The organism is Streptomyces sp. NRRL F-525, assembly GCF_000716605.1.
Classification (GTDB): domain Bacteria; phylum Actinomycetota; class Actinomycetes; order Streptomycetales; family Streptomycetaceae; genus Streptomyces.
In genome coordinates this window covers 211617-236968 of sequence record NZ_JNXE01000001.1, presented here as the reverse complement: position 1 = coordinate 236968, position 25352 = coordinate 211617, and the positions used below count along the sequence as shown (strand labels likewise).

General features: G+C 70.4%; 24 protein-coding genes. 13 read left to right on the top strand and 11 right to left on the bottom strand.

The window, feature by feature from the left end:
• Positions 1–58 precede the first annotated feature (58 nt).
• The 3 genes from OO69_RS01030 to OO69_RS01020 are packed head-to-tail and all read right to left on the bottom strand — an operon-like array spanning position 59 to position 3308.
• A complete protein-coding gene (locus OO69_RS01030) occupies positions 59–1129 on the bottom strand; it encodes a threonine aldolase family protein (protein ID WP_033278389.1) in 1071 nt (356 codons plus the stop codon).
• Entirely contained in the window at positions 1126–1872 is a 747-nt protein-coding gene (locus tag OO69_RS01025) for an SDR family oxidoreductase (RefSeq protein ID WP_033278388.1), read from the bottom strand. Before OO69_RS01025 ends, OO69_RS01030 begins: the two co-directional genes overlap by 4 nt.
• 38 nt (positions 1873–1910) lie before the next feature.
• A complete protein-coding gene (locus OO69_RS01020) occupies positions 1911–3308 on the bottom strand; it encodes a DUF6421 family protein (RefSeq protein ID WP_033278387.1) in 1398 nt (465 codons plus the stop codon).
• Between the two features lie 426 nt (positions 3309–3734).
• On the opposite strand from OO69_RS01020, the gene OO69_RS01015 reads away from it, so the two are divergent.
• The gene (locus OO69_RS01015; protein WP_033278386.1) at positions 3735–4418 is read left to right on the top strand and encodes a glycerophosphodiester phosphodiesterase; all 684 of its coding nucleotides are present in this window, start codon (positions 3735–3737) and stop codon (positions 4416–4418) included.
• Positions 4419–4439: 21 nt separating this feature from the next.
• Here the strand turns inward: OO69_RS01015 and OO69_RS01010 are convergent, their stop codons facing one another.
• Complete coding sequence (locus OO69_RS01010; protein WP_033278385.1) at positions 4440–4979, bottom strand: GNAT family N-acetyltransferase; 540 nt, start codon at positions 4977–4979, stop codon at positions 4440–4442.
• Positions 4980–5056: 77 nt separating this feature from the next.
• Between OO69_RS01010 and OO69_RS01005 the strand changes: the two genes are divergently transcribed.
• Together OO69_RS01005 and OO69_RS01000 are read left to right on the top strand one after the other, a co-directional pair.
• On the top strand, positions 5057–5449 hold the full coding sequence (locus OO69_RS01005) for a VOC family protein (protein WP_033278384.1): 393 nt from the start codon (positions 5057–5059) through the stop codon (positions 5447–5449).
• 98 nt (positions 5450–5547) lie between these two features.
• Entirely contained in the window at positions 5548–6315 is a 768-nt protein-coding gene (locus tag OO69_RS01000) for a VOC family protein (RefSeq protein WP_033278383.1), read from the top strand.
• 22 nt (positions 6316–6337) lie between these two features.
• Here the strand turns inward: OO69_RS01000 and OO69_RS00995 are convergent, their stop codons facing one another.
• From OO69_RS00995 to OO69_RS00985, 3 genes are all read right to left on the bottom strand, one after another.
• A complete protein-coding gene (locus OO69_RS00995) occupies positions 6338–8956 on the bottom strand; it encodes a cellulosome protein (protein ID WP_420707845.1) in 2619 nt (872 codons plus the stop codon).
• Between the two features lie 109 nt (positions 8957–9065).
• Entirely contained in the window at positions 9066–9638 is a 573-nt protein-coding gene (locus OO69_RS00990; RefSeq protein ID WP_033278381.1) for a MarR family transcriptional regulator, read from the bottom strand.
• Positions 9635–11326, bottom strand: a complete 1692-nt coding sequence (locus OO69_RS00985; RefSeq protein WP_033278380.1) for an FUSC family protein — start codon at positions 11324–11326, stop codon at positions 9635–9637. The genes OO69_RS00990 and OO69_RS00985 overlap by 4 nt, the downstream gene beginning before the upstream one ends.
• A gap of 168 nt (positions 11327–11494) precedes the next feature.
• On the opposite strand from OO69_RS00985, the gene OO69_RS00980 reads away from it, so the two are divergent.
• From OO69_RS00980 to OO69_RS00960, 5 genes are all read left to right on the top strand, one after another.
• Positions 11495–12085, top strand: coding sequence for a DUF5134 domain-containing protein (locus tag OO69_RS00980; protein WP_420707841.1), 591 nt, complete (start codon positions 11495–11497; stop codon positions 12083–12085).
• Between the two features lie 99 nt (positions 12086–12184).
• On the top strand, positions 12185–13120 hold the full coding sequence (locus tag OO69_RS00975) for a M56 family metallopeptidase (protein ID WP_033278379.1): 936 nt from the start codon (positions 12185–12187) through the stop codon (positions 13118–13120).
• 81 nt (positions 13121–13201) lie between these two features.
• Positions 13202–13849: a phosphatase PAP2 family protein gene (locus OO69_RS00970; protein WP_078652245.1), complete on the top strand. Its 648-nt coding sequence runs from the start codon at positions 13202–13204 to the stop codon at positions 13847–13849.
• A 172-nt stretch (positions 13850–14021) separates the two neighbouring features.
• The gene (locus tag OO69_RS00965; protein WP_033278378.1) at positions 14022–14741 is read left to right on the top strand and encodes an HAD family hydrolase; all 720 of its coding nucleotides are present in this window, start codon (positions 14022–14024) and stop codon (positions 14739–14741) included.
• Positions 14742–14852: 111 nt separating this feature from the next.
• A complete protein-coding gene (locus OO69_RS00960) occupies positions 14853–15554 on the top strand; it encodes a Clp protease N-terminal domain-containing protein (protein WP_051800702.1) in 702 nt (233 codons plus the stop codon).
• Between the two features lie 60 nt (positions 15555–15614).
• On the opposite strand, the gene OO69_RS00955 is transcribed toward OO69_RS00960, so the two are convergent.
• Positions 15615–15863, bottom strand: coding sequence for a DUF2630 family protein (locus tag OO69_RS00955; protein WP_033278377.1), 249 nt, complete (start codon positions 15861–15863; stop codon positions 15615–15617).
• Between the two features lie 262 nt (positions 15864–16125).
• Between OO69_RS00955 and OO69_RS00950 the strand changes: the two genes are divergently transcribed.
• The gene (locus OO69_RS00950; protein WP_033278376.1) at positions 16126–16845 is read left to right on the top strand and encodes a TetR/AcrR family transcriptional regulator; all 720 of its coding nucleotides are present in this window, start codon (positions 16126–16128) and stop codon (positions 16843–16845) included.
• A 9-nt stretch (positions 16846–16854) separates the two neighbouring features.
• On the opposite strand, the gene OO69_RS00945 is transcribed toward OO69_RS00950, so the two are convergent.
• Entirely contained in the window at positions 16855–17316 is a 462-nt protein-coding gene (locus OO69_RS00945; protein WP_033278375.1) for a DUF6214 family protein, read from the bottom strand.
• A 227-nt stretch (positions 17317–17543) separates the two neighbouring features.
• Here OO69_RS00945 and OO69_RS00940 point away from each other — a divergent pair, with 227 nt between their 5' ends.
• Positions 17544–18890, top strand: coding sequence for an FAD-dependent oxidoreductase (locus tag OO69_RS00940; RefSeq protein WP_033278374.1), 1347 nt, complete (start codon positions 17544–17546; stop codon positions 18888–18890).
• 136 nt (positions 18891–19026) lie between these two features.
• The gene (locus tag OO69_RS00935; RefSeq protein ID WP_033278373.1) at positions 19027–20394 is read left to right on the top strand and encodes a nucleobase:cation symporter-2 family protein; all 1368 of its coding nucleotides are present in this window, start codon (positions 19027–19029) and stop codon (positions 20392–20394) included.
• 221 nt (positions 20395–20615) lie between these two features.
• On the opposite strand, the gene OO69_RS00930 is transcribed toward OO69_RS00935, so the two are convergent.
• Together OO69_RS00930 and OO69_RS00925 are read right to left on the bottom strand one after the other, a co-directional pair.
• Positions 20616–21902, bottom strand: coding sequence for an SGNH/GDSL hydrolase family protein (locus tag OO69_RS00930; RefSeq protein WP_199810851.1), 1287 nt, complete (start codon positions 21900–21902; stop codon positions 20616–20618).
• A 68-nt stretch (positions 21903–21970) separates the two neighbouring features.
• The gene (locus OO69_RS00925) at positions 21971–23296 is read right to left on the bottom strand and encodes a PHB depolymerase family esterase (RefSeq protein WP_033278372.1); all 1326 of its coding nucleotides are present in this window, start codon (positions 23294–23296) and stop codon (positions 21971–21973) included.
• 248 nt (positions 23297–23544) lie between these two features.
• Here OO69_RS00925 and OO69_RS00920 point away from each other — a divergent pair, with 248 nt between their 5' ends.
• Both OO69_RS00920 and OO69_RS00915 read left to right on the top strand, forming a co-directional pair.
• Complete coding sequence (locus OO69_RS00920; RefSeq protein WP_033278371.1) at positions 23545–24501, top strand: pectate lyase family protein; 957 nt, start codon at positions 23545–23547, stop codon at positions 24499–24501.
• Positions 24502–24533: 32 nt separating this feature from the next.
• Positions 24534–25328, top strand: a complete 795-nt coding sequence (locus tag OO69_RS00915) for a pectate lyase (protein WP_033278370.1) — start codon at positions 24534–24536, stop codon at positions 25326–25328.
• Positions 25329–25352 lie beyond the last annotated feature (24 nt).

Genomic DNA, 25352 nt, shown 5'->3' with positions numbered 1-25352 from the left:
GACTTTTCAGGCGAACGCATACCTATGCACAAAGCCATCCGACTCCGAGTCGGCAGACTCAGCGGGCCATCTCCTCCTTGAGCGCCGCCAGGAACGCGTCCACATCGTCCTCGGTGGTGTCGAAGCCGCACATCCAGCGGACGTCGCCGGCGGCCTCGTCCCAGAAGTAGAAGCGGAAGCGCTTCTGCAGGCGTTCGCTCACGTCGTGCGGGAGGCGGGCGAAGACACCGTTGGCCTGTACCGGGTAGAGGATCTCCACGCCGTGCACCGCGCGCACGCCCTCGGCGAGGCGCTGGGCCATCTCGTTGGCGTGGCGGGCGTTGCGCAGCCACAGGTCCTTGGCGAACAGGGCCTCCAACTGCACGGAGACGAAGCGCATCTTGGAGGCGAGCTGCATGGATAGCTTGCGCAGGTGCTTCATGTGGCTGACGGCGTCCTGGTTGATGACGACGACCGCCTCGCCGAAGATCGCGCCGTTCTTCGTCCCGCCCAGGGAGAGGAGGTCGACGCCGACCGCGTTCGTGAACGTCCGCATGGGGACGTCGAGTGAGGCCGCCGCGTTGGCTATCCGGGAACCGTCGAGATGGACCTTCATGCCGTGCGCGTGGGCGTGGTCGCAGATCACGCGGATCTCGTCGGGCGTGTACAGGGTGCCCAGTTCGGTGCTCTGGGTGATCGAGACGACCTGCGGCATCGCGCGGTGCTCGTCGTCCCAGCCGTAGGCCTGCTTGTCGATCAGTTCGGGCGTGAGCTTGCCGTCGGGGGTCGGGACCGTGAGGAGTTTCAGGCCGCCCATGCGCTCGGGGGCGCCGCCCTCGTCGACGTTGATGTGCGCGCTCTCGGCGCAGATCACCGCGCCCCAGCGGTCGGTGACGGCCTGGAGGGCGACGACGTTGGCGCCGGTGCCGTTGAAGACCGGGAAGGCCTCGGCCGTGGCGCCGAAGTGGCTGCGGATGACGCCCTGGAGGTTCGCCGTGTAGTCGTCCTCGCCGTAGGCGACCTGGTGGCCGCCGTTGGCGAGGGCGAGGGCGGCGAGCACCTCGGGGTGGGCGCCGGCGTAGTTGTCGCTGGCGAAGCCGCGGATCTCCGGGTCGTGGTGGCGACGGGCGTCGGTCTTCGGAGGGTTCACGGCTTCTCGGTCAGCCACAGACGGTTTCCGTTCACTTCGGTGGCGGGCTTGTCCCAGACGCCGGCGATGGCCTCGGCGAGGTCCTTGACGTCGGTGAAGCCCGCGAACTTCGCGTTGGGTCGCTCGGCGCGCATCGCGTCGTGCACCAGCGCCTTGACCACCATGACGGCGGCCGCGGAGCTGGGCCCGTCCTCGCCGCCTGCCTTGCGGTAGCCGTCGGCCATCGCGAGGGTCCAGGCCTCGGCGGCTGCCTTCGAGGCGGAGTACGCCGCGTTGCCGGCGGTGGGCTTGCTCGCGCCCGCCGCGCTGATCAGCAGATAGCGCCCGCGGTCGCTGCGCTCCAGGCCGTCGTAGAAGGCCAGGGAGGTGTGCTGGACCGTGCGGATGAGGAGTTTCTCCAGCAGGTCCCAGTCGGCGAGGTCGGTGTCGGTGAAGGACGAGCTGCCGCGCCAGCCGCCGACGAGGTGGACCAGGCCGTCGACGCGGCCGAAGTCCTTCTCGATGTGCTCGGCCCAGTCGCGGGTCGCCTGCGGGTCGAGCAGGTCGACGGTGTCCCCCACGACGGTCGCGCCGCCGTGCGCGTAGCGGGCCGCGTCCACGGCCTCCGCCAGGCGTTCGGGATGCGCGTCCGCGCCGACGACGGTCGCGCCGGCCTCGGCCAGCCGCAGCAGCACGGCACGGCCGGCGGGCCCGCCCGCTCCCGCCACCGCGATCACCGCGCCGTTGAGCGCCCCGTTCCCCATGGTCCTCGCCTCCTGAGCCACTTCGGTGCTGCGGTCGCTCACGCGGCGATCCGCTCGGCGCTCTCCGCCGTGATGCCCTTGGTCGAGGCGATCACGTTCTTGAGCTTCTTGGAGAGTGCCTCATAGAACATGCTCAGCGGAAACTCGTCCGGAAGCACGTCATCCACGAGTTTCCGCGGCGGCAGGCTCAGGTCCAGGGCGTCGGGGCCCTTGGCCCACTTGGAGCCCGGGTGCGGGGCGAGGTAGGTCGCGACCAGGTCGTAGGCCTTGAACCAGTGGACGAGCTTCGGGCGGTCGATGCCCGCGCGGTAGAGGTCCTCGATCTCGGCGCACAGTTGGTTGGTGACCTCGGGGGCGCGCTGCCAGTCGATGTGCAGCTTGTTGTCGGTCCAGCGGACGACGTCGTGCTTGTGCAGGTAGGCGAAGAGGAGCTGGCCGCCGAGTCCGTCGTAGTTGCGGACGCGCTCGCCGGTGACCGGGAAGCGGAACATGCGGTCGCAGAGGACCGCGTACTGCACGTCACGGGCCTGCGGGACGCCGTCGGCCTCCAGCTTCACGGCCTCCTTGAAGGCGGTGAGGTCGCAGCGCAGCTCTTCGAGGCCGTACATCCAGAACGGCTGGCGCTGCTTGATCATGAACGGGTCGAAGGGGAGGTCGCCGTGGCTGTGGGTGCGGTCGTGGACCATGTCCCACAGGACGAAGGCCTCCTCGCAGCGCTTCTGGTCGTCGACCATCGTGGCGATGTCCTCGGGCAGTTCCATGCCGAGGATGTCCACGGCGGCCTCGGTGACCCGGCGGAAGCGTGCGGCCTCGCGGTCGCAGAAGATGCCACCCCAGGAGAACCGTTCCGGCGCCTGGCGTACGGCGATGGTCTCCGGGAAGAGCACGGCCGAGTTGGTGTCGTAGCCGGACGTGAAGTCCTCGAAGGTGATGCCGCAGAACAGCGGGTTGTCGTAGCGGGTCGCCTCCAGCTCGGCCAGCCAGTCGGGCCAGACCATGCGCAGGACGACCGCTTCGAGGTTGCGGTCCGGGTTCCCGTTCTGCGTGTACATCGGGAAGACGACCAGGTGCTGGAGTCCGTCCCGGCGGTTCGCGGCGGGCTGGAAGGCCAGCAGGGAGTCGAGGAAGTCGGGCACCTGGAAGCCGTCGGCGGCCCACTGCCCGAGATCCCTGACCAGTGCGGCGTGGTAGGCCGCGTCGTGCGGGAGCAGCGGGGAGAGCTCCTCGACGGCGCCCGTCACGCGGCGCACGGCGGACTCGGCCTCCGTGCGGCCCGGGGCGCCCTCGGCCGCGAAGTCGATCGATCCGTCCTTCGACTGCCATGGCCGGATCTGCTCCACGGCATCCTTGAGCACGGGCCATGCCGGATGCTCCACCACCGTGGTCACGGGAGGAAGCCGCTCCTCAAAACCCACCTGCACAAGAATTTCCGTCATGTCCCATCCTCCACGGGAGAACCTCGCGTATGGACACCGTATGCGTTCGGGGTTTCCTCTAGCAAGGCAAGGCTCCGCAAATTATCCTGCGCCTCTTGTCCGTCACCGCTCTTTTTCCTGCCGGACACAAAGAAGGCGATTACTTCCGCTGCGGTGGGGTAGGCGGGTCGGCGCCCGCGATCAAGGCCCACCGAGGACCGCCGACGGCCGGTTTCGGTCAATGCCCGCCGGACTCGCCCACGGCCGGGTGACGGCGGCGCGCAGTACGCTCCAGGTACACCCCGGCCGTCGCCCCCAATCCCCCGTGTACGCACGGGTACAACGCCGGGCCCGGCCATTAGGCTGCGGCTCTGCCGCGTGGACGCCGGTGTCCGGCCGCGCCCACGCGCGCGTGCCGAGCCGCCGTCGACGGAAGCGAGTTGAACCTTGAACTTCCTTACCATCGGTCACCGCGGAGTCATGGGTCTCGAACCCGAGAACACTCTCCGTTCCTTCGTCGCCGCCGAGCAGGCCGGCCTCGATGTCATCGAACTCGATCTGCATCTGAGCAAGGACGGCGCGCTCGTCGTCATGCACGACGCCGACGTGGACCGTACGACCGACGGGACCGGCCCGATCGCCGAGCGGACCCTCGGCGAGCTGCGCACCCTGGACGCGGGCCGCGGCGAGCGCGTCCCGACCTTCGACGAGGTCCTGGACGCGGTCAAGTCGCCCGTCCAGGCCGAGATCAAGGACCTGGCGGCGGCACGCGCACTGGCCGAGGTCATGCACCGCCGCAACCTGGTCGAGCGGATCGAGGTGTCCTCGTTCCACGACGAGGCGATCGCCGAGATCGCCCGCCTGGTACCCGGCGTACGAACCGCGCTGATCGCCAGCCGCTTCGGCCCCGACGTGGTGGAGCGCGCCACCGAGGCCGGTGCCGAAACGGTCTGCCTCAACATCCGCAGGCTGACCCTGGAGGTCGTCGAGGCGGCCCGCAAGGCGGACTTGAGGATCATCGGCTGGGTGGTGAACACACAGGACCAGCTGCGGCTCGTCCGCGCCCTGGGCCTGGACGGCGCGACCACCGACTACCCGGAGATCAAACGAACGGGCCGCTTCACGGCATAGCGGGCCCAACGGCCGTAGGAATCAAGCGAGTTGCTTGACCAGCAGCTCGAACTGCAGGTCGTCGCGCTGCGGAATGCCGAACCGCTCGTCGCCGTACGGGAACGGGGTCATCCGGCCCGTACGGCGATAGCCGCGGCGCTCGTACCAGGCGATGAGGTCGTTCCGTACGGAGATCACGGTCATGTGCATCTCCCGCACACCCCAGGTCTCCCGGACCGTGCGCTCCGCCTCCGCGATGATCACCTTGCCGAGACCGCCGCCCTGGAGCTGCGGGCTGACGGCGAACATCCCGAAGTAGGCGTACTCACCCCGGTGTTCGAGCTGGCAACAGGCGACGACCTGCCCGTCACGTTCGACGACGAGCAGCCGGCTGTCGGGCGACTTGATGACCGCCAGCACGCCCTCGGGATCGGTCCGCTGCCCTTCGAGGATGTCCGCCTCGGTGGTCCAGCCGGCCCGGCTGTCGTCCCCCCGGTAGGCCGACTCGATCAGCACGACGAGGGCGTCCGCATCGGCGTCGGTGGCGTCGCGGAAGGTCGGTCCGGTGGCGGCGGTGTCCATGGGTGCACAACTCCGATCAGGGCGCGGCTCAGGCAGAGACGAGGGTAACGCGGCCCCGGAGACTAGGCTCCGGCCGCATGGTGCACGTACTGAGCAGCCGCGTCCTGCTGCGCCCCACCGATCCCGAACGCTCCCGGGTCTTCTACGGCGACCGACTCGCCCTGCCCGTCTACCGTGAGTTCGGCACGGGCGTCGAACGCGGAACCGTCTACTTCCTCGGCGGCGGCTTCCTGGAGGTCTCCGGCCGTTCCGACACCCGGCCCTCCCCCGCCGTACAACTGTGGCTGCAGGTCGCGGACGCGGGCGCCGCGCACGAGGAGCTGCGGGCGAAGGGCGTTGAGATCGTCCGGCCACCGGTGCAGGAACCCTGGGGCCTGGTCGAGATGTGGATCTCGGACCCGGACGGCACACAGATCGTGCTGGTCGAGGTCCCGGAGGATCATCCGCTGAGGTACCGGCCGGGGATGTAGGCCTACGGCGGCCGGGGCGCCCTCTTCCGTGCCGGATGGCCGGGGCCGTGGCGCGGGCTTAGCGTGCTGGGAGGGGAGCTTTCTGCGGAAGGAACGCCATGAAGCTCGACAGGCCGGTGACCGGTGGGCCCTGCTGGACCGAGCTCGGGACCAGTGACCTGGAGGCGGCCAAGCGGTTCTACTCGGACGTGTTCGGCTGGCGTCCCGAGACCGATCCCCGGCCGGAGGCGGGCGGTTACACGGTCGCGCACATCGGTGACGCGGCGGTCGCCGCGCTGACACCGCTGTTCCAGGAGTCGCAGCCGGTCGCGTGGAACGTGTCGTTCGCGGTGACGGACTCCGACGCGACGGCGGAACAGGTGCGCGCGGCGGGCGGAACCCTGCTCATGGAACCGATCGACGTGTTCGACATCGGCCGCTTCGCCGTCGCCCTCGACCCGGGCGGCGCCGCGTTCCAGATGTGGCAGGCCCGGACCTTCCCCGGCGCCGGGCTGTTCAACGCGCCCGGCGCGCTGGGCTGGGTGGAACTGCTGACGCGGGCGCCCGAGCGGGCCGAGAGCTTCTACACGACCGTGTTCGGCTGGACCGTCCGGCCCTCGGCGCACTACCCGCAATGGGGCATCGACGGCGCCGACTTCGGCGGGATGATGACCATGGACGCGAAGTTCCCACCGGAGGTGCCCCCGCACTGGCTGCCGTACTTCTCCGTGGCCGACGTCGACGCCACCGCTGCCGTGGCCACGGAGGCGGGCGGCACGGTCCTGATGGAGCCGACGTCCATCGGGGACGTGCGGCGGATCGGGGTGCTCCGGGATCCGCAGGGGGCGATGTTCGGGGTGTACGCGGCGGGCGACGAGGGGCACTGAGCCACCCGCCCGCGTCCCGTCCTCAGGCCAGCCGCGTCACCGTCACCGTGTCGATCACCGGTGCGTACGCGCTGCGTTGGCCGTACTGGTTCCTGGAGTGGCCGTCGTGGTCCGGGAGTTCGTCGGCGGTGAAGGTGAGGGTGTTGGCGCCCTGGTCGAGGGTGACGGGGACGGAGAGGTCGTGGAAGTTGTTGAAGTGGAAGGTGGTGGGGAACAACACGCGCTGTGGGACCGACCCGTTGATCGAGATGTCGGCGTGGCGGCAGACCGGGTCCGGGTTGTAGTGGGTGGCGGGCGCCTGCTCGCCGTTGGAGTAGCGGATCGTGAGCGCGTGACGGCCGGCCCGCTCCGCCGTCACGGTGAGCGTGAGCGCGTTCGCCGGGCCGCCACCGATGCCGTCGACCGCCTTGCCGCCCGTGGCGAACGTGTGGACGCCGGTGACCCGGGCGCTGCCGGTCGTGGTGCCTTCCTCGGCCGGGTGCGTGGAGGTGGGGAGGAGGCCGAGGGAAGCGCCTACCTGTAGGCGGTCCAGGACCAGTTGGTCCGACGTGGCGGTGATGGTGACTTTGTTGATGCCCGACGTGAGGAACAGGGGAGCCGGGGATCGTTCAACAATCCTCATGTCGTCTCCGCCGACCATCCCCACGTTCTCCCCGTTGATCGTCAACTCGCCCTCCCCTGGGCCGATCAGATCGACGCCCACAACAGCCTCGCCGTCCTCCGCCGCATGCACCCAGAACGTGGCGGTACCGCCCCGCGGCAGCACGACGACACCGGGCCCCGACGCTCCACCCTGCCCGTAGTCGACGCGAGCCCCACCGCCCAGGGCCGCGAACTCCGCGTCGTACAGAGCGGGCGCGGTCACCTGGTCGTCGCGCAGGGCGAGGTCCAGCCGGTCGACGACCGCGTCGCCCCGCGTGACACCGAGGTCATGGTCCTGCGCGGCGAGGGTGATCGTGTGCGCGCCGGCGGTCAGTTCGACCCGGGTGTCGGTGTGGCCCCACACCGCCCACTTGTAGGCGAGCGGCAGCCGGAGTTCCTGCGCGTGACCGCCATCCACACGAAGGAAGACGTTGGTGGGACCCTGCTCACGCACCGCGTCGGCCAGGTTGTAGGAGTTGGCGAAGACACGCAGGTCGTACGTCCCGTCCTCCGGGACCTCCACGGAGAAGACGAGCACGCCGTCGGAACCGGTGCGGAGTCCGCCCACGTGGTAACCGGTCGAGCCCGCGAACCTGTCGACGTCGGACGGGGACCCCTCGGGCCCGTTCAGCGAGTGACCGTCACCGATGTAGGCCGCGCCCTCCGCCTGGTACGAACGCCGCCATCCGACCGAAGGCGCCAGCGCTACGGCTCCGTTGCCGCCCGGGGACAGCATCACCTGGTAGGCCGACATAGCCTCCAGGTCGGTCAGACGCAGCGTCACTTTGCCGTCCACCACGGGGTGTTCGCGATCAGCCAGCCTCAACGGCTGCGCGGAGGCGCCGACTTGACCCGTCCAGGGGATCTCAAAGAGCCGCGCGTGGACGGTCGTACCGAAGATGTCAGAGTCGACGCGCTCGAACACGACGTCCGCCGACCCACCCGCGCCGCCGAGCAGTACCCGCGCCTGCCGCTTGGCGCGGTCGAGCATGGCGACCCCCTGAAGCGTGTACTGGACGTTGGGATGGGGCGCGGTGACCTGGACCGTGTCGCCCGTGAACTGCCCGTACGCGTTGAACAGCCACCACTGGCCATTGCCCTTGTTGGCCTCCACCACCGAGTCGTTGAGGTTGCCGTCGATGTTCCAGTACGCCATGTCGGCGTCGACCTTGGACTCCTCGATGGCGGCGATCCACTGGATCATCTGACCCGGGACGGACAAGTGGTAGTTGTGGGCGTACTCGTTGATGTTGACGGGCAGCGGGCCGATGCCCAACTCCCGTTCCAGCGCACGATACTTGGCGACGCTCGTGCGGATCTCGTCGGGCGTGGTCAGCTCGTGCCAGGTGATGACGTCGGGCAGGACGTCCTCAGCCTTGGCGAACTCCAGGAAGCCCCTCACCTCGTCGTACAGGAGGCAGGTGTTGGGGCCGGCGATGCGGGCGCCCGGGTCGAGTTCCCTGATCAGGCGGTGGATGTCACGCCAAGCGGTGAAGTAGCGGTCTGGGCCGGTCCGCCAGGAGACGCGGTCGTAGCTCCACTCCTCCTCGCCGAACATGTTGCCCTCGGGCTCGTTGAACGGGACGTACACGACATGGGCCTTGTACGTGCCGAGCGTCAGCACCTGGTCGACCTGGCGGCGGACGCGGGCCGTGAAGTCGGCGAGGCGTTCGGCTCCGGTGTCGCCGGGCCATTCGTAGGGGAAGCCGCGGTAGATGTCGGTCATGTAGACGTAGACGTCCCGGCCGCCCGCCTCGACGAAGGGGCGCAGGATCTCCAGGGCGTCGGCGCCCGGGTGCTGGGTGCCGTCCTGGGCCTTGGTGGAGACCGTGCGGACGTACATGCCCTCGACGGCGTTGCGGCTGGGGACGCCGTCGCCGTACAGGCCGTAGAGCGTGCCGCTCGCGCCTCCGTGGAAGGGGCCCGTGTCGGTGCCGAGGTCGATGGTGAGGTTCCCGGAGGTGGGAGCTTCGGAGGCTTCGGCTGCCACGGCATCAATCCCTTGTTCGGCATGTCGTACGTCGGTCGGCTTCCCGGACCGGCTTGATCGAACGTAGGGAGATCACGCGACTCGCGTCAACGGTCCGTCGGCGCCCGCGTACGGCGGGTCAGACGCGCAGCATGCCCAGCCGGCCTTCCAGCTGGACCAGCAACTCGCCGAGCAGGGAGGCGAGTTCGCCCTGTCCGGGGGTGTCGAGACCGGCGAGCACGGTCGTCTCGTAGGCGAGCTGCTCGGGCAGGATCGCGTCGACGAGGTCGCGGCCGGTGTCCGTGAGGCGGACGTGGGCGACGCGCCGGTCGCGGGTGTCGCCGCGGCGCTCGACCAGCCCGCGTTCGGTCAGCAGCTTGAGGCGCTTGGTGACGGCGGCGCCCGAGGAGAAGGTCTCCCGGGTCAGCTCGCTCGGGGTCAGCTCGTGCCCGGTGCGGCGGAGCGCGCCGAGCAGGTCGAACTCGGGGCGGCTGAGCCCGGCCCGGCGCAGCGGCGCGTCCTCGGCCTGCTGGAGCAGGGCGGCGCACCGGTTGATGCGGCCGATGATCTCCATCGGGCCGGTGTCGAGGTCCGGGTGCACTGCCTGCCACTGCCCGACGACGGCGGCGACCGTGTCACCCCGGGTCGCGCTCGGAGGGGTCGGGCGGGCCGCGCCGTCCCCGTCGACCGGCCGTCCGTTCATTGCCGTCATCCCCGTACGCCCTCCGTCTTTCCGCCCGTGCGCCGATCCACGGTCGGCCAGGAGTGCGACTCCCGGCGTCGTACCGTCGCGGCGAGCGTACGGTGTCCGGACCGCTCGGCGAACACGACCCGCTCCTGCGGCAGGGCGCGCTGCCACCACTCGCCGGACGCGGCGTCGACGGTGGCCCGCAGTTCGACGAGCGCGGCGGCGAGCGCGCGGTGCGCGGAATCGAGGCTTCCCCGCGCGGGCGCCTGCTCCGTCAGGAGCCGCGCGGCCCGCTCCCGGGTGCGTTCCACGGCGGCCAGGGCCTCCTCGATGCGGTCGGTCGCGCGCCGGTTGGTGACGACGAACGCGGCGACAAGGCCGACCAGCGCGCCGACGAGGGTGTCCACGAGCCGCTCGGCGATCAGCTCCCCGGGCTGCTGGGTCCGGGCGAACTCGGTGATGAGCAGTGCCATCGGGGTCACACAGACGCTGCCGAGCCAGTAGTTGCGGCCGATCAGCGCCTCCGCACCGAAGTTGAAGGCGAGGCAGCACAGCACGAGGGCCGCGGGGTGCGCGTGGGCGAGCGGGGCGACCGCGGCGAAGACGAGCACCCCGGCGAGATTCCCGACGACCCGTTGCACGCCCCGGCCCCAGGTGAGCGTGATGTTGGCCTGATAGAGGGAGGCGGCGGTGACGAGGGCCCAGTAGGGGCGGCCGACTCCGAGGGCGAGGGAGGCGTATCCGGCGAGGGCGCAGCCGAGCGCCGTGCGCAGCACGAGGGGGGTGAGCGGACCGAGCCTGGCCCACAACGGGCGGGCGGGGGCGGCCAGTTCGGCGTCCACACCGAGGAGTTCGTCGGCTACGGCGTCTGCCGGGGCGTCGGTCTGCGGGACCGGTCCCCTCCCGCGCAGTTCGCGGGCCCAGGTGCGGAGCAGTTCCGGGTCGGCGTCGGCGGGCGCGGCGAGGGCGACCTCGGCACGGACGAGGAGGCGTTCGAGAGCGCGTCGGGGCTCGGCGCGGGCACCGGTCGCGAGCAGGGACTGCCAGGCGGCGTGGACGGCGGCCGCCCCGGCGGCACGCGCGCGTGCGTGACCGTCGCCGGTGCCACGGGTGGCGGCGTACGTCGCAACGGCGTTCAGGGCCTGGGCGGTGGCGCGGCGCTCCGGGCCGTAGGGGCGGACGAGTGCGGGAGCCATGCCGACGAGCCATGCCCAGGCGCCCGCGACTGCGGCCAGCGCGAGGTGGCCGGGGACCTGGCCGAGCGTCTGCGGCGCGAAGAGCGAGGCCGAGCTGATGAAGGTGAGGACGACGTTCCCGGGCGGGCCGATCCGGGTCGCGTCGCACAGGCCCTTCTGTACGGCGGCCAGGGCGGCGCCGACCGTGACCAGTACGACGGCGTTCGTGGTGAGGGAGGCCGTGACCAGCGCGACGGCGAGACCGGCGATCATGCCGAGCACCACCCGGACGAGGGCGCGGGCCCGGGCGGCGTAGGGCTTGTTGTGGGCGTAGAGCGCGCACAAGGAGCCGGCCATCGTGTACATCGCCAGGTCGAGGCGGCCGAGGGCCAGCAGGGTCAGGTTGGGCGGGGCGACCGAGGCGACCGCGCTGAGCGCGGGCTTGAACCAGATGTCGGAGGGCCGGCCGAGGCGCAGTACGCCGGTGAGCGGGAGACGTCGGACGCGTGGGGTGGGGGCGAGGGTCGCACTGCTCATGGGAAACAAGTTTAGCAGGTGTTTTACTCGTGAAACATTTCCGCCGGGCATGCCCCGGGGGCGCCACTGACCAGCCGCGCTCCGTCGAGTGCTCCCCATGTACACCGTTGCGCTTGATTGCGCCCCGTGCGGCAAGGGCATCCTGTGACCGAACGTCGACGGGGAGCGATGTCCGAGGCGGAACGGGGGATGCGCGTGCATGGTGGACCGGCTTCGCCCGGCTGGCTGCTGGTCGCGCTGTGCGCGGCGACCGGGGCCTACTGCCTGCTGCGGATGCGCAGCCCCGTCGAGGAGCAGCGCCGGGCCGCGGGCGGCGAGGCGCTGATGGGCTTCGGCATGGCCGCGATGGCCGTACCGGCCGCGGTGTTCACGCCACCGTCCTGGGCGTGGCCCGTCTACGCGGCGGTGTTCGGCGCGGCGGCGCTGCGCGCCCTCTGGTCGGCGCGCCGGAGCCCGCACCATGTGCACCATCTGCTGGGCACCGCGGCCATGGTCTACATGGCGCTCGCGATGGCCGCCTCACCCGCGCACCACCACGAGCACGGCGACTCCGGAGTACCACTCGTGACAGGCGCGTTGCTCCTCTACTTCGTGGGATACGTGCTGCTGTCGGGCATCCGGCTGGTGCCGGGCGCCGGAGGGGTCACCGGCGCGGCCGTCGGCGGCGGGAGCGTCGGCTGGGGCGACCGGCCGGAGTTGGCGCGGGCGTGCCGACTGTCGATGGGGATCGGCATGGTCGCGATGTTGCTGACGCTCTGAACCTCCGAGGATCCGAGGCACTGTACGGAATCGTGGTCTGCGTCACTTTGCCGTAACAAGCCGTACCCCTGATCACCGCGGCGCTCATAGGGTGCTCCCATGATGGTCCCCGCGGCACTGTTGCTGCTCGGCGCCTTGGCCGCCGTCGTCGCCCCACGGCTGCTCGCCCGGGCCGACTGGCCGGACCATGAGCCGGTGCTCGCGCTGTGGGTGTGGCAGTGCGTGGTGGCGGCCGTCCTCCTGTGCTGCGCCCTGTCGATGACGCTCAGCGCGGCAGCCGCGTGGCAGGCGGTGCGCGGTCACGTCTTCGCCAACGCCCCGCACGCGGTCGTGGACGCCTATCCCCTTGTGGCGAACGGTCCTTGGGCCGCCACGACCGCGGTGGCCCTCGCGTGCGGCGGGGCATGGACCGTGGCGATGCTGGTCCGTGAAGTCGTACGAGCCCGGGCGCGACGTCGGCTGCGGAGGGCCGAACTCCTCGTGCGCGCACCGGTGTTGCCCGGCGAGGAGCCCGGTGCCGAGCCGCTGGTCATCCTGGAGGGGGAGCGGCCGGACGCGTGGTGGATGGCCGGTGCCGCGCCCCAACTGGTCATCACCACGGCCGCGTTGAGGCGCCTCAAGGGGCGGCAGCTGGACTCGCTGCTCGCGCACGAACAGGGGCACGCGCAGGCCCGGCACGACTGGCTGCTGCACTGCTCGGGCGCGCTCGCGAACGGGTTTCCGCAGGTGCCGGTGTTCGCCGCGTTCCGGGACGAGATGCACCGGCTGGTCGAACTCGCCGCCGACGACATGGCCTCCCGGCGCTTCGGCCGCCTCACCACCGCCCTCGCCCTGGTCGAACTCAACGAGGACCGCGGGGTGTTCGGGCCGTGCCCCACCCCGCACGCCCATGTCCCGCAGCGCGTGAACCGGTTGCTCACTCCCCCGGACCGCCTCACGGCGATGCGCCGCCTGGGCTGGACCGCGACGGCGGCACTGGTGCCGGTGGTTCCGGTCCTGGTGGCGTTCGTGCCGGGGTTGCGGGCGCTGGGCTGAGGAGGGCCGGGGAGGAGTCCGGGGGAGGTGATCCCCAGGCAGCGGTGGCTCCGCCCGCCGCCGGTCGGCGAGGATCGTTCCATGCACTCCCCGCTCCGCCCGAACCTCCGCCAGACAACCAGCATCACCCTCGCCCTGTGCTCCGCGCTGCTCCTCACCCTGGTCACTGTGGAGTGGCGTCCGCTGATCGACGTCGACGAGCGGATCGCCCGGACTGCACATCGCCGGGCGGTCGAGAACCACGGCCTGACGCATACGTTCCGCATCCTGACGGACTGGGTCTGGGACCCGCTGACCCTGCGCCTCGTGTGTGTGGCAGCCATGGTGTGGCTGGTGTGGCGGCGTTCAGCATGGTGGACGGCTCTATGGCTGGCGGCCACATGCGCGCTGGGCACCCTGCTCCAACAGACCCTGAAGGCACTGGTCGACCGCCCCCGCCCGGTGTGGCCCGACCCCGTCGACTCGGCCCACTACGCCGCCTTCCCCTCGGGCCACGCCATGACCGCCACGGTGGTCTGCGGCCTGCTGCTGTGGCTCCTCCACGACTACGGCACCGACCGCGCTGTATGGCGTACGGCCATGGTCCTGGCCGTGACCTCCGTCGCGGGTGTGGGCTTCACCCGTGTGTGGCTGGGCGTGCACTGGCCGTCGGATGTGGTGGGCGGGTGGCTTCTGGGGGCGCTGATGGTGGCGGTGGCCGTGGGGGCGTACGAGCGGTTGCCGGCGTGAGCGCGGCCGGGTGGCGGCACAGGTGTGCCGGTCCGGCGCAGTTGCTGAGGTCGGCAACCAGTCCACCGGGTACTGCCCGTACCTCGAATCCTGGGATGCGGTGGCACGGGCACCCCACGGGGCCGGTATCGGCCGCCCCGCCGAGTGGAACGTCGCTGCGTAAGATCACCGCATGAATGCCGTCCTCTTCGACTTCTCCGGAACTCTCTTCCGTATCGAGTCCACCGAGTCCTGGCTGCGTGCCGTGTTGCGCGAGACCGGGATCGCGCTGCCGGAACCGGAGTTGACCGAGGCGGTGCGGGCGCTGGAGTCGGCGGGGGCGATGCCGGGCGGGGCGCAACCGGAGCAACTGCCCGAGGAGTTCGCGGAGATGTGGGCGATCCGGGATGAGAGTTCCGCGCTGCACCGGGCCGCGTACACCGGCGTCTCCCGTCAAGTCCCGCTCCCCGACCCGGCGTTGCACGACGCGCTGTACGACCGGCACATGACGCCGGCCGCGTGGACGCCGTACCCGGACACCGAGGACGTGCTGCGGACCCTGCGCGAGCGCGGGATCGGCGTGGGCGTGGTCAGCAACATCGGGTGGGATCTGCGGCCGGTGTTCCGCGAGCACGGGCTCGATCCGTATGTGGACGCGTACGTCCTGTCGTACGAACACGGCATCCAGAAGCCGGACCCGCGGCTGTTCACCGTCGCCTGCGAGGCGCTCGGCGTCGACCCGAAGGACGTGCTGATGGTCGGCGACGACCGGCGGGCGGACGGCGGGGCGGCGGCGCTGGGGTGCGGGGTGCACTTCGTGGACCACCGGCCGGTGACGGAGCGGCCGGACGGTCTGCGGCCCGTGCTCGAACTGGTCGGGCGGGGGCGGGGGTTGGGCGGGATCCGGGGCTGACTGATCGCTGGGCCCGCCGGGTCGTAACCCCGCATCACCGCGGCGGAGCGACCTCCAACCAATCGTCAATTACAGGTTGACGATGGGGGGTCGTCAATTTAAAGTTGACGCATGAGCCCACTCGACATCAGCCTCGCCGATCTGATCGCCCGCCTCGACGAGGAGCTCCCCGACACCGACGAACTGGCCCGCATCAGCGAAGCACGCCTGCGCGCCCAGACCCTGTCCGACCTCGGTGACCAGCTCATCGACCACTACGTCAGCAAGGCCAAGCAGGTCGGCGCGTCGTGGACCGAGATCGGCGACGCCATCGGAGTGTCCAAGCAGGCCGCCCAGCAGCGCCACGCACCCGGCCCTTTCGAGCGGTACACGAACCTGAACCGGCACAGCATCGTGCTGGCGCAGGAGGCCGCCCGGACGCACAAGCACGACTCCATCGGCACCGAACACCTCCTGCTCGGCCTGCTCGGCGAACCGCGGGGCCTGGCGTACGAGGTGCTGGTGGCGAAGACCGAATCGGAGCAGCGCGTCCGTGACGCGATCGCGGAAGCGCTGCCGCCGGCCGGCAAGAAGGCGCTACGGGGTCACATCGCGTTCCGGCCGGAGAGCAAGGAGGCCATCGAGCAGGCCCGCCGCGCGGCGGCCGACCTCGGCCACGACTGGGTCGGCACCGAGCACGCACTGCTCGGCCTGATCCGCGTCGAGGAGAGCCCGGCCGCGCGAATCCTGCGCGACCTCGGCTTCACCTCGGACGAACTGCACGAGACGGTCAAGGCCGAGATCGCCAACAGGCTTGCCGCGCGCGGCAATTAGCGAGAAGACGACCAGTGACCGCGGAGCACCGGGCCGCCGCGATCACCCCGACCCATCAGCTCACCCCTGATACCCCTCCACCTCGGACTCCGGCCGCACCCGCGCCTCGTCCGGGTTCTCCCCGAACTCCACCTTGGCGCGGCGCTGGCGCAACAGGTCCCAGCACTGGTCGAGTTCACGTTCCAGTTGCCCGAGGCGCTGATGCTCCGTGGCGCTGTCGATCGCGCCGGACGCGACGGCCTCCCGGAGCTTGCGCTCGTCGTCGACCATCTCGTTGATCCGCGCGAAGATCTGCTGGTCCTGCTCCATGCCCGTGCGCCTCCTCGGCTCGACACCCGTGCCCACTCTAGGGACGGATCACGTGCCGTGCGACAGATGTGCGAGAAGGCGGCGCCGGGCGCCGGTTCAAAAGTCGCCCGAGGAAACCATTGGGGTGAAAAGGAGCCGCCCGCCTGAGACGATCCCCCGCGTCGCCCCAGACGGACGGCAGCATGCGCCAGGCCCCCTCGACGGGCGACCCGGACGTCCTGAGTATAGTTGGCTGATAGCCAGTCAACGCAGGAGTTACAGCATGTCCCCGCGAAGCGCATCGGTCAATGAAGAGTTGCGCAGGCGTTCCCGGGAACGGCTCCTGCAGGCGGCCCTGGAGCTGGTCGGCGAGCGCGGGTACGAGGCCACGACCTTGGGCGACATCGCGGACCGGGCCGGTTCGGCGCGCGGACTGGTGTCGTACTACTTCCCCGGAAAACGCCAGCTCGTCCAGTCCGCCGTGCACCGTCTGATGCACCGGACGCTGGAGGAGGCACTGGAGCGCGAGCCCCGGACCGACGACGGGCGGGAGCGGATGGCGCGGGCCATCGACGCGATCCTGGGTCTCGCGCACGACCGGCCCGTGCTGATGCGCCAGCACATGGCGGGGCTGTTGCAGGGCGAGGGCTTCGTGCAGTGCCCGGAGCAGCGGCGCCTTTCCGAGCTGCTCGGGCAGACGATCGCGCGGTACGGATCGGGGAACGTCCCCTCCGACTACCCCATGCTGCGCGCGCTGCTCATGGGCGCGGTCTACTCGGCACTCGTCCCGGGGGTGCCGATGCCGATTCCGGTGCTGCGCACCGAGCTGTTCGAACGGTACGGACTCGACTGGGAGTTGGGGATCCCGCCGGAGGCCCGTGCACGGGCCGGGACGCCCGACACGGACCTGTCCCGGTTCTTCGCGACGGACGACAGATCCACTCCCCCACCCACGGCCGAAGACCCGGCCGACGAGCGGCCGACCGAGCCCTCCGACGCGTAACCGCCCTACTCAGCGCCGGGCGTGACGAGGCGTCAGAAACCCGGCGTCCCGCGCCTGCGAGATGAGCCGAAGCGACCGGCGCCGACTGTGCCCGGTCGCGCACATCACGGCGAGGACGGGATCAACTCCCTCCTCCTGCGCGGCGCGATACTCCTGAGCGATCTGCCACCGCCCCTCGATACCCCGAGGCCAGGCCGGCCGGGCCCGGCGCGCTCCGCCCGACTCCACGTCCTCCTCCCCGGGTTGCAGCCCGCACGCCTCGAAGAGCGGCCCCTCCAGCCAGTCGGCCAGCACCGTCAAGTCGTCGAGGGACAGGGCGGGTTGAGCCCGTACGTCCTCGACGGAGACGGTCTGCTCACAGACCACGGCGAGCGCGTCGACCCGGGCGCCGTCGGGGAAGGCGAGCCGGACGTGGAACCACGAGGTGGCGCCGTCGTGCTCCTGCACTTCCCACGCGGGCCACACGGACACCGCACCGTCAGCCGGAGAGCGATCAGAAAGATTAACGAAGGATGCTTCTAGCACATACGCAACGTAACCGCATGATCACATTCCATACGAACGGACACGCGCGCCCCCAGCGCGTACGGGTGCGTCCGGCACCCTGTCAGCGGAGCACCGGTGGTGCGATCCTGGACGTGTCAGTGGTCTGGCGAATGAGCGTTCTCCTGTGTGCCTGACGGGTGAGGAGTTCCGCCGTGCTGCGTGTCGCCGTCGTCGGCTCCGGGCCGAGCGGGGTCTACACCGCCCAGAGTCTGGTCCAGCTGGAGCCCGGGGTACTGGTCGACGTCCTGGACCGGCTGCCGTGCCCGTACGGTCTGGTGCGCTACGGCGTGGCACCGGACCACGAGAAGATCAAGTCGCTGCAGAACAATCTGCGGGCGGTCCTGGAGCACGGGCGGGTGCGGTTCCTCGGCGGGGTGCTCGTGGGACCGGGCGGACTGTCGGCCGCCCGGCTGCGGGAGTTGTACGACGCGGTCGTGTACTGCGTGGGTGCCGCCACCGACCGCCACCTGGGGATTCCCGGCGAGGAGCTGCCCGGCAGCTGGTCGGCGACCGAGTTCGTGTCCTGGTACAGCGCCCACCCGGACTCCACCGCCGACGGGTTCGTGCTCGGCGCGCGCTCGGCCGTGGTCATCGGCGTGGGCAACGTCGCGGTGGACGTCACGCGGATGCTGGCGCGCGGCGCGGCCGAACTGAGCCGTACCGACATTCCCCAAACCGCGCTCACCGCACTGTCCGCGAGCGGGATCACGGACGTCCACATGGTCGGCCGGCGCGGTCCCTCGCAGGCCCGGTTCACGACGAAGGAGCTACGTGAGCTGGGCGGGCTCCCGGACACCGAAGTGACCGTGGATCCGGCCGAGTTGGCGCTCGACCCGGACTGTCTCGACCCCTCCGCCCTGCCCGGTGCCCAACGCCGCAACGTGGAGGAACTCCGCCGCTGGGCCGCGCTTCCGCCCCAGGGCGCCGCACGCCGTATCCACCTCCGTTTCTTCCTCCGTCCCGTCCAACTCCTCGACGAGGCAGGGCGCGTGGGCGCGGTCCGCTTCGAACGCACCGCGCCGGACGGGCGGGGCGGAGTGGTCGGCACGGGTCAATTCGAGGAGATCGAGGCGCAGTTGGTGCTGCGCTCGGTGGGCTATCGCGGAGTGCCGTTGGACGGGCTGCCGTTCGACGCCGAGCACGGCACCGTGCCGCACCGGGCGGGCCGGGTCGTACGCGATGGGCGGACCGTGCCCGGCGAGTACGTGGCCGGCTGGATCAAGCGGGGCCCGACCGGCGTCATCGGCACCAACCGCCCGGACGCCAAGGAGACGGTGACGTCCCTGCTCGCCGACGCCTCCATGCTCGTACGACGGGATGCGCCCGAGGACCCGCTCCCCGCACTGCGCGCCGAGGGGATCAAGCCGGTCGAGTGGAGCGGGTGGGAGGCCATCGAGCGGGCCGAGGCGGAGTTGGGGGCCTCGCTCGGGCGGGGTGGTGTGGTCAAACTGCCGGACTGGGATGCCCTGCTGGCGGCGGCACGCGAGGCGCGCGCATAGAGATATGTGGGGCGCACACATAGCAGCCGGGCAAGACACACGGCGGCAACAACCCAGAAATCAACAAACTGTTCAAGGCGCCTACGGTCTCGAACTGTTCGCACATTTCTCCCCTCTCCGCCGCTCAGGAGTGTCCATGGCCACGACCACACCCGTGCATCCCGTCGACGAGGTCCCACCCGTACGGCAACTGGCCACCTTCGGGCTCCAGCACGTGCTCGCGATGTACGCGGGCGCGGTCGCGGTGCCGCTGATCGTGGGCGGGGCGATGAAGCTGTCGGCCGCCGACCTGGCGTATCTGATCACCGCGGACCTGCTGGTGTGCGGGATAGCCACGCTCATCCAGTGCATAGGTTTCTGGCGGTTCGGCGTGCGGCTGCCGATCATGCAGGGCTGTACGTTCGCCGCGGTGTCGCCGATGGTGCTGATCGGCACGACGGGCGGCGGGCTGCCCGCGATCTACGGCTCGGTGATCATCGCGGGGCTCGCGATCGCGCTCCTGGCCCCCGTCTTCGGCAGGCTGCTGCGCTTCTTCCCGCCGCTGGTCACTGGCACGGTGATCCTGATCATCGGTCTGTCGCTGCTGCCGGCGGCGGGCAACTGGGCGGCGGGCGGGCAGGGTTCGAAGGACTTCGGTGAACCTAAGAACATCGCGCTCGCCGCCTTCGTCCTCGCGGTCGTGCTCGGGGTGCAGCGGTTCGCGCCGGCCTTCCTCAGCCGGATCGCGGTGCTGATCGGCATGGCGGTGGGGCTGGTGGCCGCGGTGGTGTTCGGGTTCACGGACTTCAGCGGGGTCGGGGACGCCGACTGGGTCGGCATCAGCACCCCGTTCCATTTTGGAACGCCCACCTTCCACGCCTCGGCGATCGTGTCGATGCTGGTGGTGGCGCTGGTGACGATGACCGAGACGACCGGTGACCTGATCGCGGTCGGCGAGATGACCGACCGCAGGATAGAGCCGCGTTCGCTCGCGGACGGACTGCGCGCCGACGGCCTCTCCACCGTCCTCGGCGGCGTCTTCAATACCTTCCCGTACACGGCGTACGCCCAGAACGTCGGCCTCGTCGGCATGACCCGGGTCCGCAGCCGCTGGGTCGTCGCGGTCGCCGGTGGCATCCTCGTCGTCCTCGGTCTGCTGCCCAAGCTGGGCGCGGTCGTCGCGGCGATCCCGGCGCCGGTGCTCGGCGGCGCGGGTCTGGTCATGTTCGGCACGGTCGCCGCGAGCGGTCTGCGCACCCTGACCCAGGTCGACTTCAAGGACAACCACAACCTCACCGTCGTCGCCGTCTCGGTGGCCGTGGGCGTGCTCCCGGTCGGGGTGCCGACGATCTACGCGCAGTTCCCGGACTGGTTCCAGACGGTGATGAACAGCGGCATCAGCGCGGGCTGCCTGACGGCGATCGTACTGAACCTGCTCTTCAACCACCTTCCTGCGAAGGGAAGTTCGCCTGCCACCAGCACGGCTGCTTCCGCCGGCGCGGTCGCGGAGGAGCCGGTCGTCTAGGGCCGGTCCGGCGGATCCTGTCGCGGACGCGGGGCGAGGCACACCATCCCCGCTGCCCAACAGGCTTGGGGCACAACGGCGTTGCCGTCGGTAGCCGACTCCCCCTTCTCGACACCCGTGACGGCAGCCTCTGACGTCGACGCCCCTTCCGCCTCGCAGCCGCAGGCACAACTCCCCGCGTACCGGCGCCGATCAGAGACCGCCGACGCCCTTCGCCCTGATCAGCGCAGCAGTCCGGCAGGGACCGTCGCGGCCAGCACCCCATACCCCGCCGGATTGAGATGCAGCCAGTCGCCGACCTGGAGGGACGGGAGCAGTCGGCGCGGGTCGGCCGGATCGCGTACGGCGTGGTCGAAGTCGAGGACCGCGTCGAAGCAACCGGCCGTGCGGATCCAGGAGTTGACCGCCCGGCGGGAGGACTCGCGCTCTCCCGCCGGGTCGTCGTAGGTGTTTCCGCCGAAGGGGAGCAGGGTCGCGCCGTAGACGCGGATGCCCTGGGCGTGGGCGCGGACGACGATCTGGGCGTAGGCGGCCAACAGGTCTTCCGTGACCTGGTGTTGGGCGGTGGTGGTCGCGTCGGCGGTGCCGATGTCGTTGACGCCCTCGAAGACGATGAGGCGGGTGACCCCGCTGCGGGAGAGGACGTCGCGGTCGAGGCGGGCGAGGACGTTGGGGCCGAGGCCGTCGTTGAGGACTCGGTTGCCCCCGGCGGCCTGGTTCAGGATTGCCACGGACTCGGTGGCGGGGTGGGCGCGGAGACGGTCGTAGAGCTGGTCGGGCCAGCGGTCGTTGGCGTTGGTCGTGGAGCCTCGGCCGTCGGTGAGCGAGTCGCCCAGGATCGCTACGGCCGTGCTCGCGCGCGGGGCCAGGACCTCCACGTCGCTCAGCAGATACCAGTGGTCGACCGGGGTCGCCCCGGGCAACAGGTCCTGGTCCTCGGTGTGGTCGCCGGTGCGGAGGTACGAGGTCGTGCGCGAGCCCGGGTGCGAGGTGAGCGCGAGCGAGGGCTGGCCCGTCGCCAGGTACGTCGTCACGGCCAGGATGGACGCCGGGCGCAGGTCCAAGTCCAGTGGGTCGGAAACCAGTTGGGCGCCGACGGGGACCGTCGCCGATCGGCGTCCGGCGAACGTGACCAGTCTGCTGCTACCGGGCACGATCGCGCTCGCTCCCGCCCTGCCGTCCTGCGGGAGCGCCAGCGTCACCGCGGTGAGCGGGAGCGGGGTGTCGCCGTAGGCGTTGGAGAAGCGCAGGCGGAGCTTCCGGCCGCCGGTGGTGACGCGGAGTGTCTGGCGCAGGGTCGTGTCGACGAGGACTGAGGCGGTCCCGGTGAACGGCGCGGGTGGCAGGTTCCCGGGCTCGGTGAGCTGGGGCATCGCCGTCCAGGTGTTCACCCAGTGCGCGACGGACGGGGCTGAACTCCCCTCTGCGCGTGCGGGGTTGGTGGCGACCAGGGCCGACAGCGCCGTTGTCGTCGTGGCGACGATCGCTGTCCGTCTCGTGGGCTGCACGGAACCTGCCTTCCTCTGGCGGGAGTTGGGGCGCAGGGGTGCGCGCAGGGCACGCACCCCGGAGTGGGTCAACCGACCGTGCAGGCCGTCCCGTTGAGCGTGTAGGCCGTCGGCGCCGCGCTGTTGCCGGTGTGGTTCGCCTGGTAGCCGATGGTCACGCTCGCGTTGGGGGCGATCGTGCCGTCGTAGGAGGCGTTGGTGGCCGTCACCGTGCCGGAGGCCGGTGCGTAGGTGGCCCCCCAGCCGTTGGTGATGGCCTGGCCGGTGGGCAGGGTGAAGCCCAACTGCCAGCCGTTGACGGCACTTGTACCGGTGTTGGTGATGGTCACGGAGGCGGTGAGGCCGGTGTTCCAGGCGCTGGTCGTGACGGTCACCTTGCAGGGGCCGGTCGAGGGCGGGGGTGTGGTGCCGCCGCCGGTCAGGCCGAAGAAGGTGAGGACACGGGCGCCCATGCCGTAGGTGTAGAGGTTGTGGGTGACGCCCTGGAGGCTGATCGCCTCGACGGGGGCCCGGTCACCGGTGGCACCGTAGCGGGTGCGGGTCCAGCCGGTCGCCGGGGTGTCGGTGGCGGCCGGGGTCTGGCTGACGCCCTGCACGTTGGTCCACTGTTTGATCTCCTCGCCGAAGTTGGGGTAGCGCAGCGTGTCGTCCGCGGTGCCGTGCCACAGCTGCATGCGGGGGCGCGGGCCGGTGTAGCCGGGGTCGGCGCCCCGGACCAAGTCGCCCCATTGCTGCGGGGTTTGGATGACCGTGCCGTTCGCGCAGGCGGTGTTCCACTCCGAGCCGTCGGTGGTGGCGAAGCAGCCGAACGGTACGCCGGCGAAGGCGGCGCCCGCCGCGAACACGTCGGGGTAGTCGCCGAGCAGGACGTTCGTCATCATTGCGCCGGAGGAGATGCCCAGGGCGTAGACGCGGGAGGTGTCGGCGGAGTAGGTGCTGGTCACCCAGTCGACCATGGACTTGATGCCGACCGGGTCGCTGCCCCCGTCGCGGTGCAGGGCCTGGGGCGAGGAGACGTCGAAGCACTTGCTGGCGCGGGTGACCGACGGGTAGATCACGATGAACCCCAACTGGTCGGCCAGCGAGGCGTATTCGGTGCCGGAGTACATCGCCGGGCCCGATCCCCCGCAGTAGTGCACGGCCACGACGACCGCCGGGTGCGCGGTGACGGCGGCCGGGACGTACACGTACATCTGGAGGCTGCTGGGGTTGGCGCCGAAGCCGGTGACCTCGGTGAGGGTCGCGGTGGGGACGGCCTCGGTGCGGGCGGTGGCCGGGGGTGCCAGGAGGGTCAGGGCCGCGAGGAGCGGCACCAGCGCTCCGAAGACCGCGACGAGTACCGAACGCGGCTTTCTCCGGGCGGACTTGAGGGTGTTGTCGGCTGTGGGGCGCACGTCATCGTCCCTTCCTGAGCGCGGCTCGTGCGGCTCGTGCGGCATCGTTCGGAGGGGGAACCATCGGCATCGTGGCATGGACATGAGCCCCATGGAAGCGCTCCCACGCCTCGAATAGTTTCGCGCGGAGCGTTGACTAGAAAGCGCTTGCACCCTACCTTCCGTTCAGATGTGTGACCGCAACACCTCTAGCGGCACGCCTCGTTCACGTACGCGATCACCCGACCCCTCCGAAGGGACGCACCCGCATGCGTACTCGCTCCCGAAGGTCAGCCCTGACGGCTGTCGCATTGGCCACCGTCGCCGTGTTCGCGCTCCCCCAGTCCGCGTCGGCGGTCGACGCCTCGCCGGTCGGTTTCGGCGCCGGGACGACCGGGGGCGGCGGCGCCTCGGCGGTCACGGTGTCGACGCTGGACGCCTTCAAGTCGGCCGTCACCGGCGGCAGTTCGAAGGTGGTCAAGGTCAACGGCCTGATCTCGCTGAGCGGTCAGGTCGACGTCGGGTCCAACACCACGGTCCTGGGCGTCGGTTCGGCGTCCGGGTTCACCGGCGGCGGGCTGCGCCTGAAGAACGTGACGAACGTCGTCGTCCGCAACCTGAACATCAGCAAGTCGGTCGCGCCCGCCGACGGCATCACCGTGCAGGCGTCGACGAAGGTGTGGATCGACCACAACGCCTTCTCGTCCGACCTCGACCACGGCAAGGACTACTACGACGGCCTGGTCGACATCAGCCACGCCTCCGACTACGTCACCGTCTCCTGGAACACCTTCAAGAACCACTACAAGGGCTCGCTCGTCGGCCACAGCGACAACAACGCGAGCGAGGACACCGGGCATCTGCGGGTGACGTACCACCACAACTGGTTCGACCAGGTCAACTCCCGTATCCCCAGCCTGCGTTTCGGCACCGGGCACTTCTACGACAACTACGTCGTCGGCGCCGAGACGGCCGTGCACTCGCGCATGGGCGCCCAGATGTTCGTCCAGAACAACGTCTTCCGGGACACGGAGGTCGCCGTCACGACGAACCGGGACAGCGACGTGGACGGCTACGCCAACCTCAGCGGCAACGACCTCGGTGGAGCCGCCACCGAGATCTCGCAGGTCGGCACGTTCACCAGCCCGCCGTACAGCTACACCGCCGAGCCCGCCTCGACCGTCGTCGCCTCGGTGACCGCGGGCGCGGGCACCGGAAAGCTCTGACCACTCCCCCACCTCGGAGAAGGAATCGGGACATGACTTCTTCCGCACGATCGCGCGCGCTGACAGGCGCGTTGGCCGCCTTCGGCCTCTCCGTTGGCATGATCATGGCATCTGGCGCGCTCTCGCCGGCCAGTGCAGCCACCTGGCCCACCGCGAGCGGCAGCCAGGCAGTGACCTCGACGATCTCGGTCTCGGGCACCAAGGACTACGGGATGCTGCGCCTGTACGGCAGCGGCGACCTGGGCACGGGCAGCCAGGACGAGGACCAGGGCCCCATCCTGGAGCTGGCCGCCGGTGCCGTCGTCAAGAACGTCATCATCGGCTCGCCCGCCGCCGACGGCATCCACTGCCTGGGCAGTTGCACGCTGCAGAACGTCTGGTGGGAGGACGTCGGCGAGGACGCTGCGACCTTCCTGGGCTCCTCGTCGTCGAACGTGTACGCCGTGAACGGCGGTGGCGCGAAGGAGGCGAGCGACAAGGTCTTCCAGTTCAACGGCGCCGGGACCCTCAACGTCTCCAACTTCGCGGCGCAGACCTTCGGTACGTTCGTCCGCTCGTGCGGCAACTGCAAGACGCAGTACAAGCGCACGATCAACCTCAACTCCATCGAGGCGACCTACAAGGGCAGCCGGATCGTCGGCATCAACACCAACTACGGCGACAGCGCGACCCTGAAGGCCATCACCATCGTCGGGGACACCAGCAAGAAGATGATCCCCTGCCAGAAGTACATCGGGAACAACACGGGCGCGGAGCCGACAACCAACGGCACGGGCGCGGACGGGACTTACTGCAAGTACGCGTCCTCGGACATCACGTACAAGTAGGCCTCCCACGGTGACGGCGGCCGT

Coding starts and splice junctions, on each gene's coding strand:
- OO69_RS01025 (WP_033278388.1), bottom strand. CDS start 1,872: ATGGGGAACGGGGCGCTCAACGGCGCGGTGATCGCGGTGGCGGGAGCG.
- OO69_RS01020 (WP_033278387.1), bottom strand. CDS start 3,308: ATGACGGAAATTCTTGTGCAGGTGGGTTTTGAGGAGCGGCTTCCTCCC.
- OO69_RS01010 (WP_033278385.1), bottom strand. CDS start 4,979: ATGGACACCGCCGCCACCGGACCGACCTTCCGCGACGCCACCGACGCC.
- OO69_RS01005 (WP_033278384.1), top strand. CDS start 5,057: ATGGTGCACGTACTGAGCAGCCGCGTCCTGCTGCGCCCCACCGATCCC.
- OO69_RS01000 (WP_033278383.1), top strand. CDS start 5,548: ATGAAGCTCGACAGGCCGGTGACCGGTGGGCCCTGCTGGACCGAGCTC.
- OO69_RS00990 (WP_033278381.1), bottom strand. CDS start 9,638: ATGACGGCAATGAACGGACGGCCGGTCGACGGGGACGGCGCGGCCCGC.
- OO69_RS00985 (WP_033278380.1), bottom strand. CDS start 11,326: ATGAGCAGTGCGACCCTCGCCCCCACCCCACGCGTCCGACGTCTCCCG.
- OO69_RS00980 (WP_420707841.1), top strand. CDS start 11,495: ATGTCCGAGGCGGAACGGGGGATGCGCGTGCATGGTGGACCGGCTTCG.
- OO69_RS00975 (WP_033278379.1), top strand. CDS start 12,185: ATGATGGTCCCCGCGGCACTGTTGCTGCTCGGCGCCTTGGCCGCCGTC.
- OO69_RS00970 (WP_078652245.1), top strand. CDS start 13,202: ATGCACTCCCCGCTCCGCCCGAACCTCCGCCAGACAACCAGCATCACC.
- OO69_RS00965 (WP_033278378.1), top strand. CDS start 14,022: ATGAATGCCGTCCTCTTCGACTTCTCCGGAACTCTCTTCCGTATCGAG.
- OO69_RS00960 (WP_051800702.1), top strand. CDS start 14,853: ATGAGCCCACTCGACATCAGCCTCGCCGATCTGATCGCCCGCCTCGAC.
- OO69_RS00955 (WP_033278377.1), bottom strand. CDS start 15,863: ATGGAGCAGGACCAGCAGATCTTCGCGCGGATCAACGAGATGGTCGAC.
- OO69_RS00950 (WP_033278376.1), top strand. CDS start 16,126: ATGTCCCCGCGAAGCGCATCGGTCAATGAAGAGTTGCGCAGGCGTTCC.
- OO69_RS00935 (WP_033278373.1), top strand. CDS start 19,027: ATGGCCACGACCACACCCGTGCATCCCGTCGACGAGGTCCCACCCGTA.
- OO69_RS00920 (WP_033278371.1), top strand. CDS start 23,545: ATGCGTACTCGCTCCCGAAGGTCAGCCCTGACGGCTGTCGCATTGGCC.
- OO69_RS00915 (WP_033278370.1), top strand. CDS start 24,534: ATGACTTCTTCCGCACGATCGCGCGCGCTGACAGGCGCGTTGGCCGCC.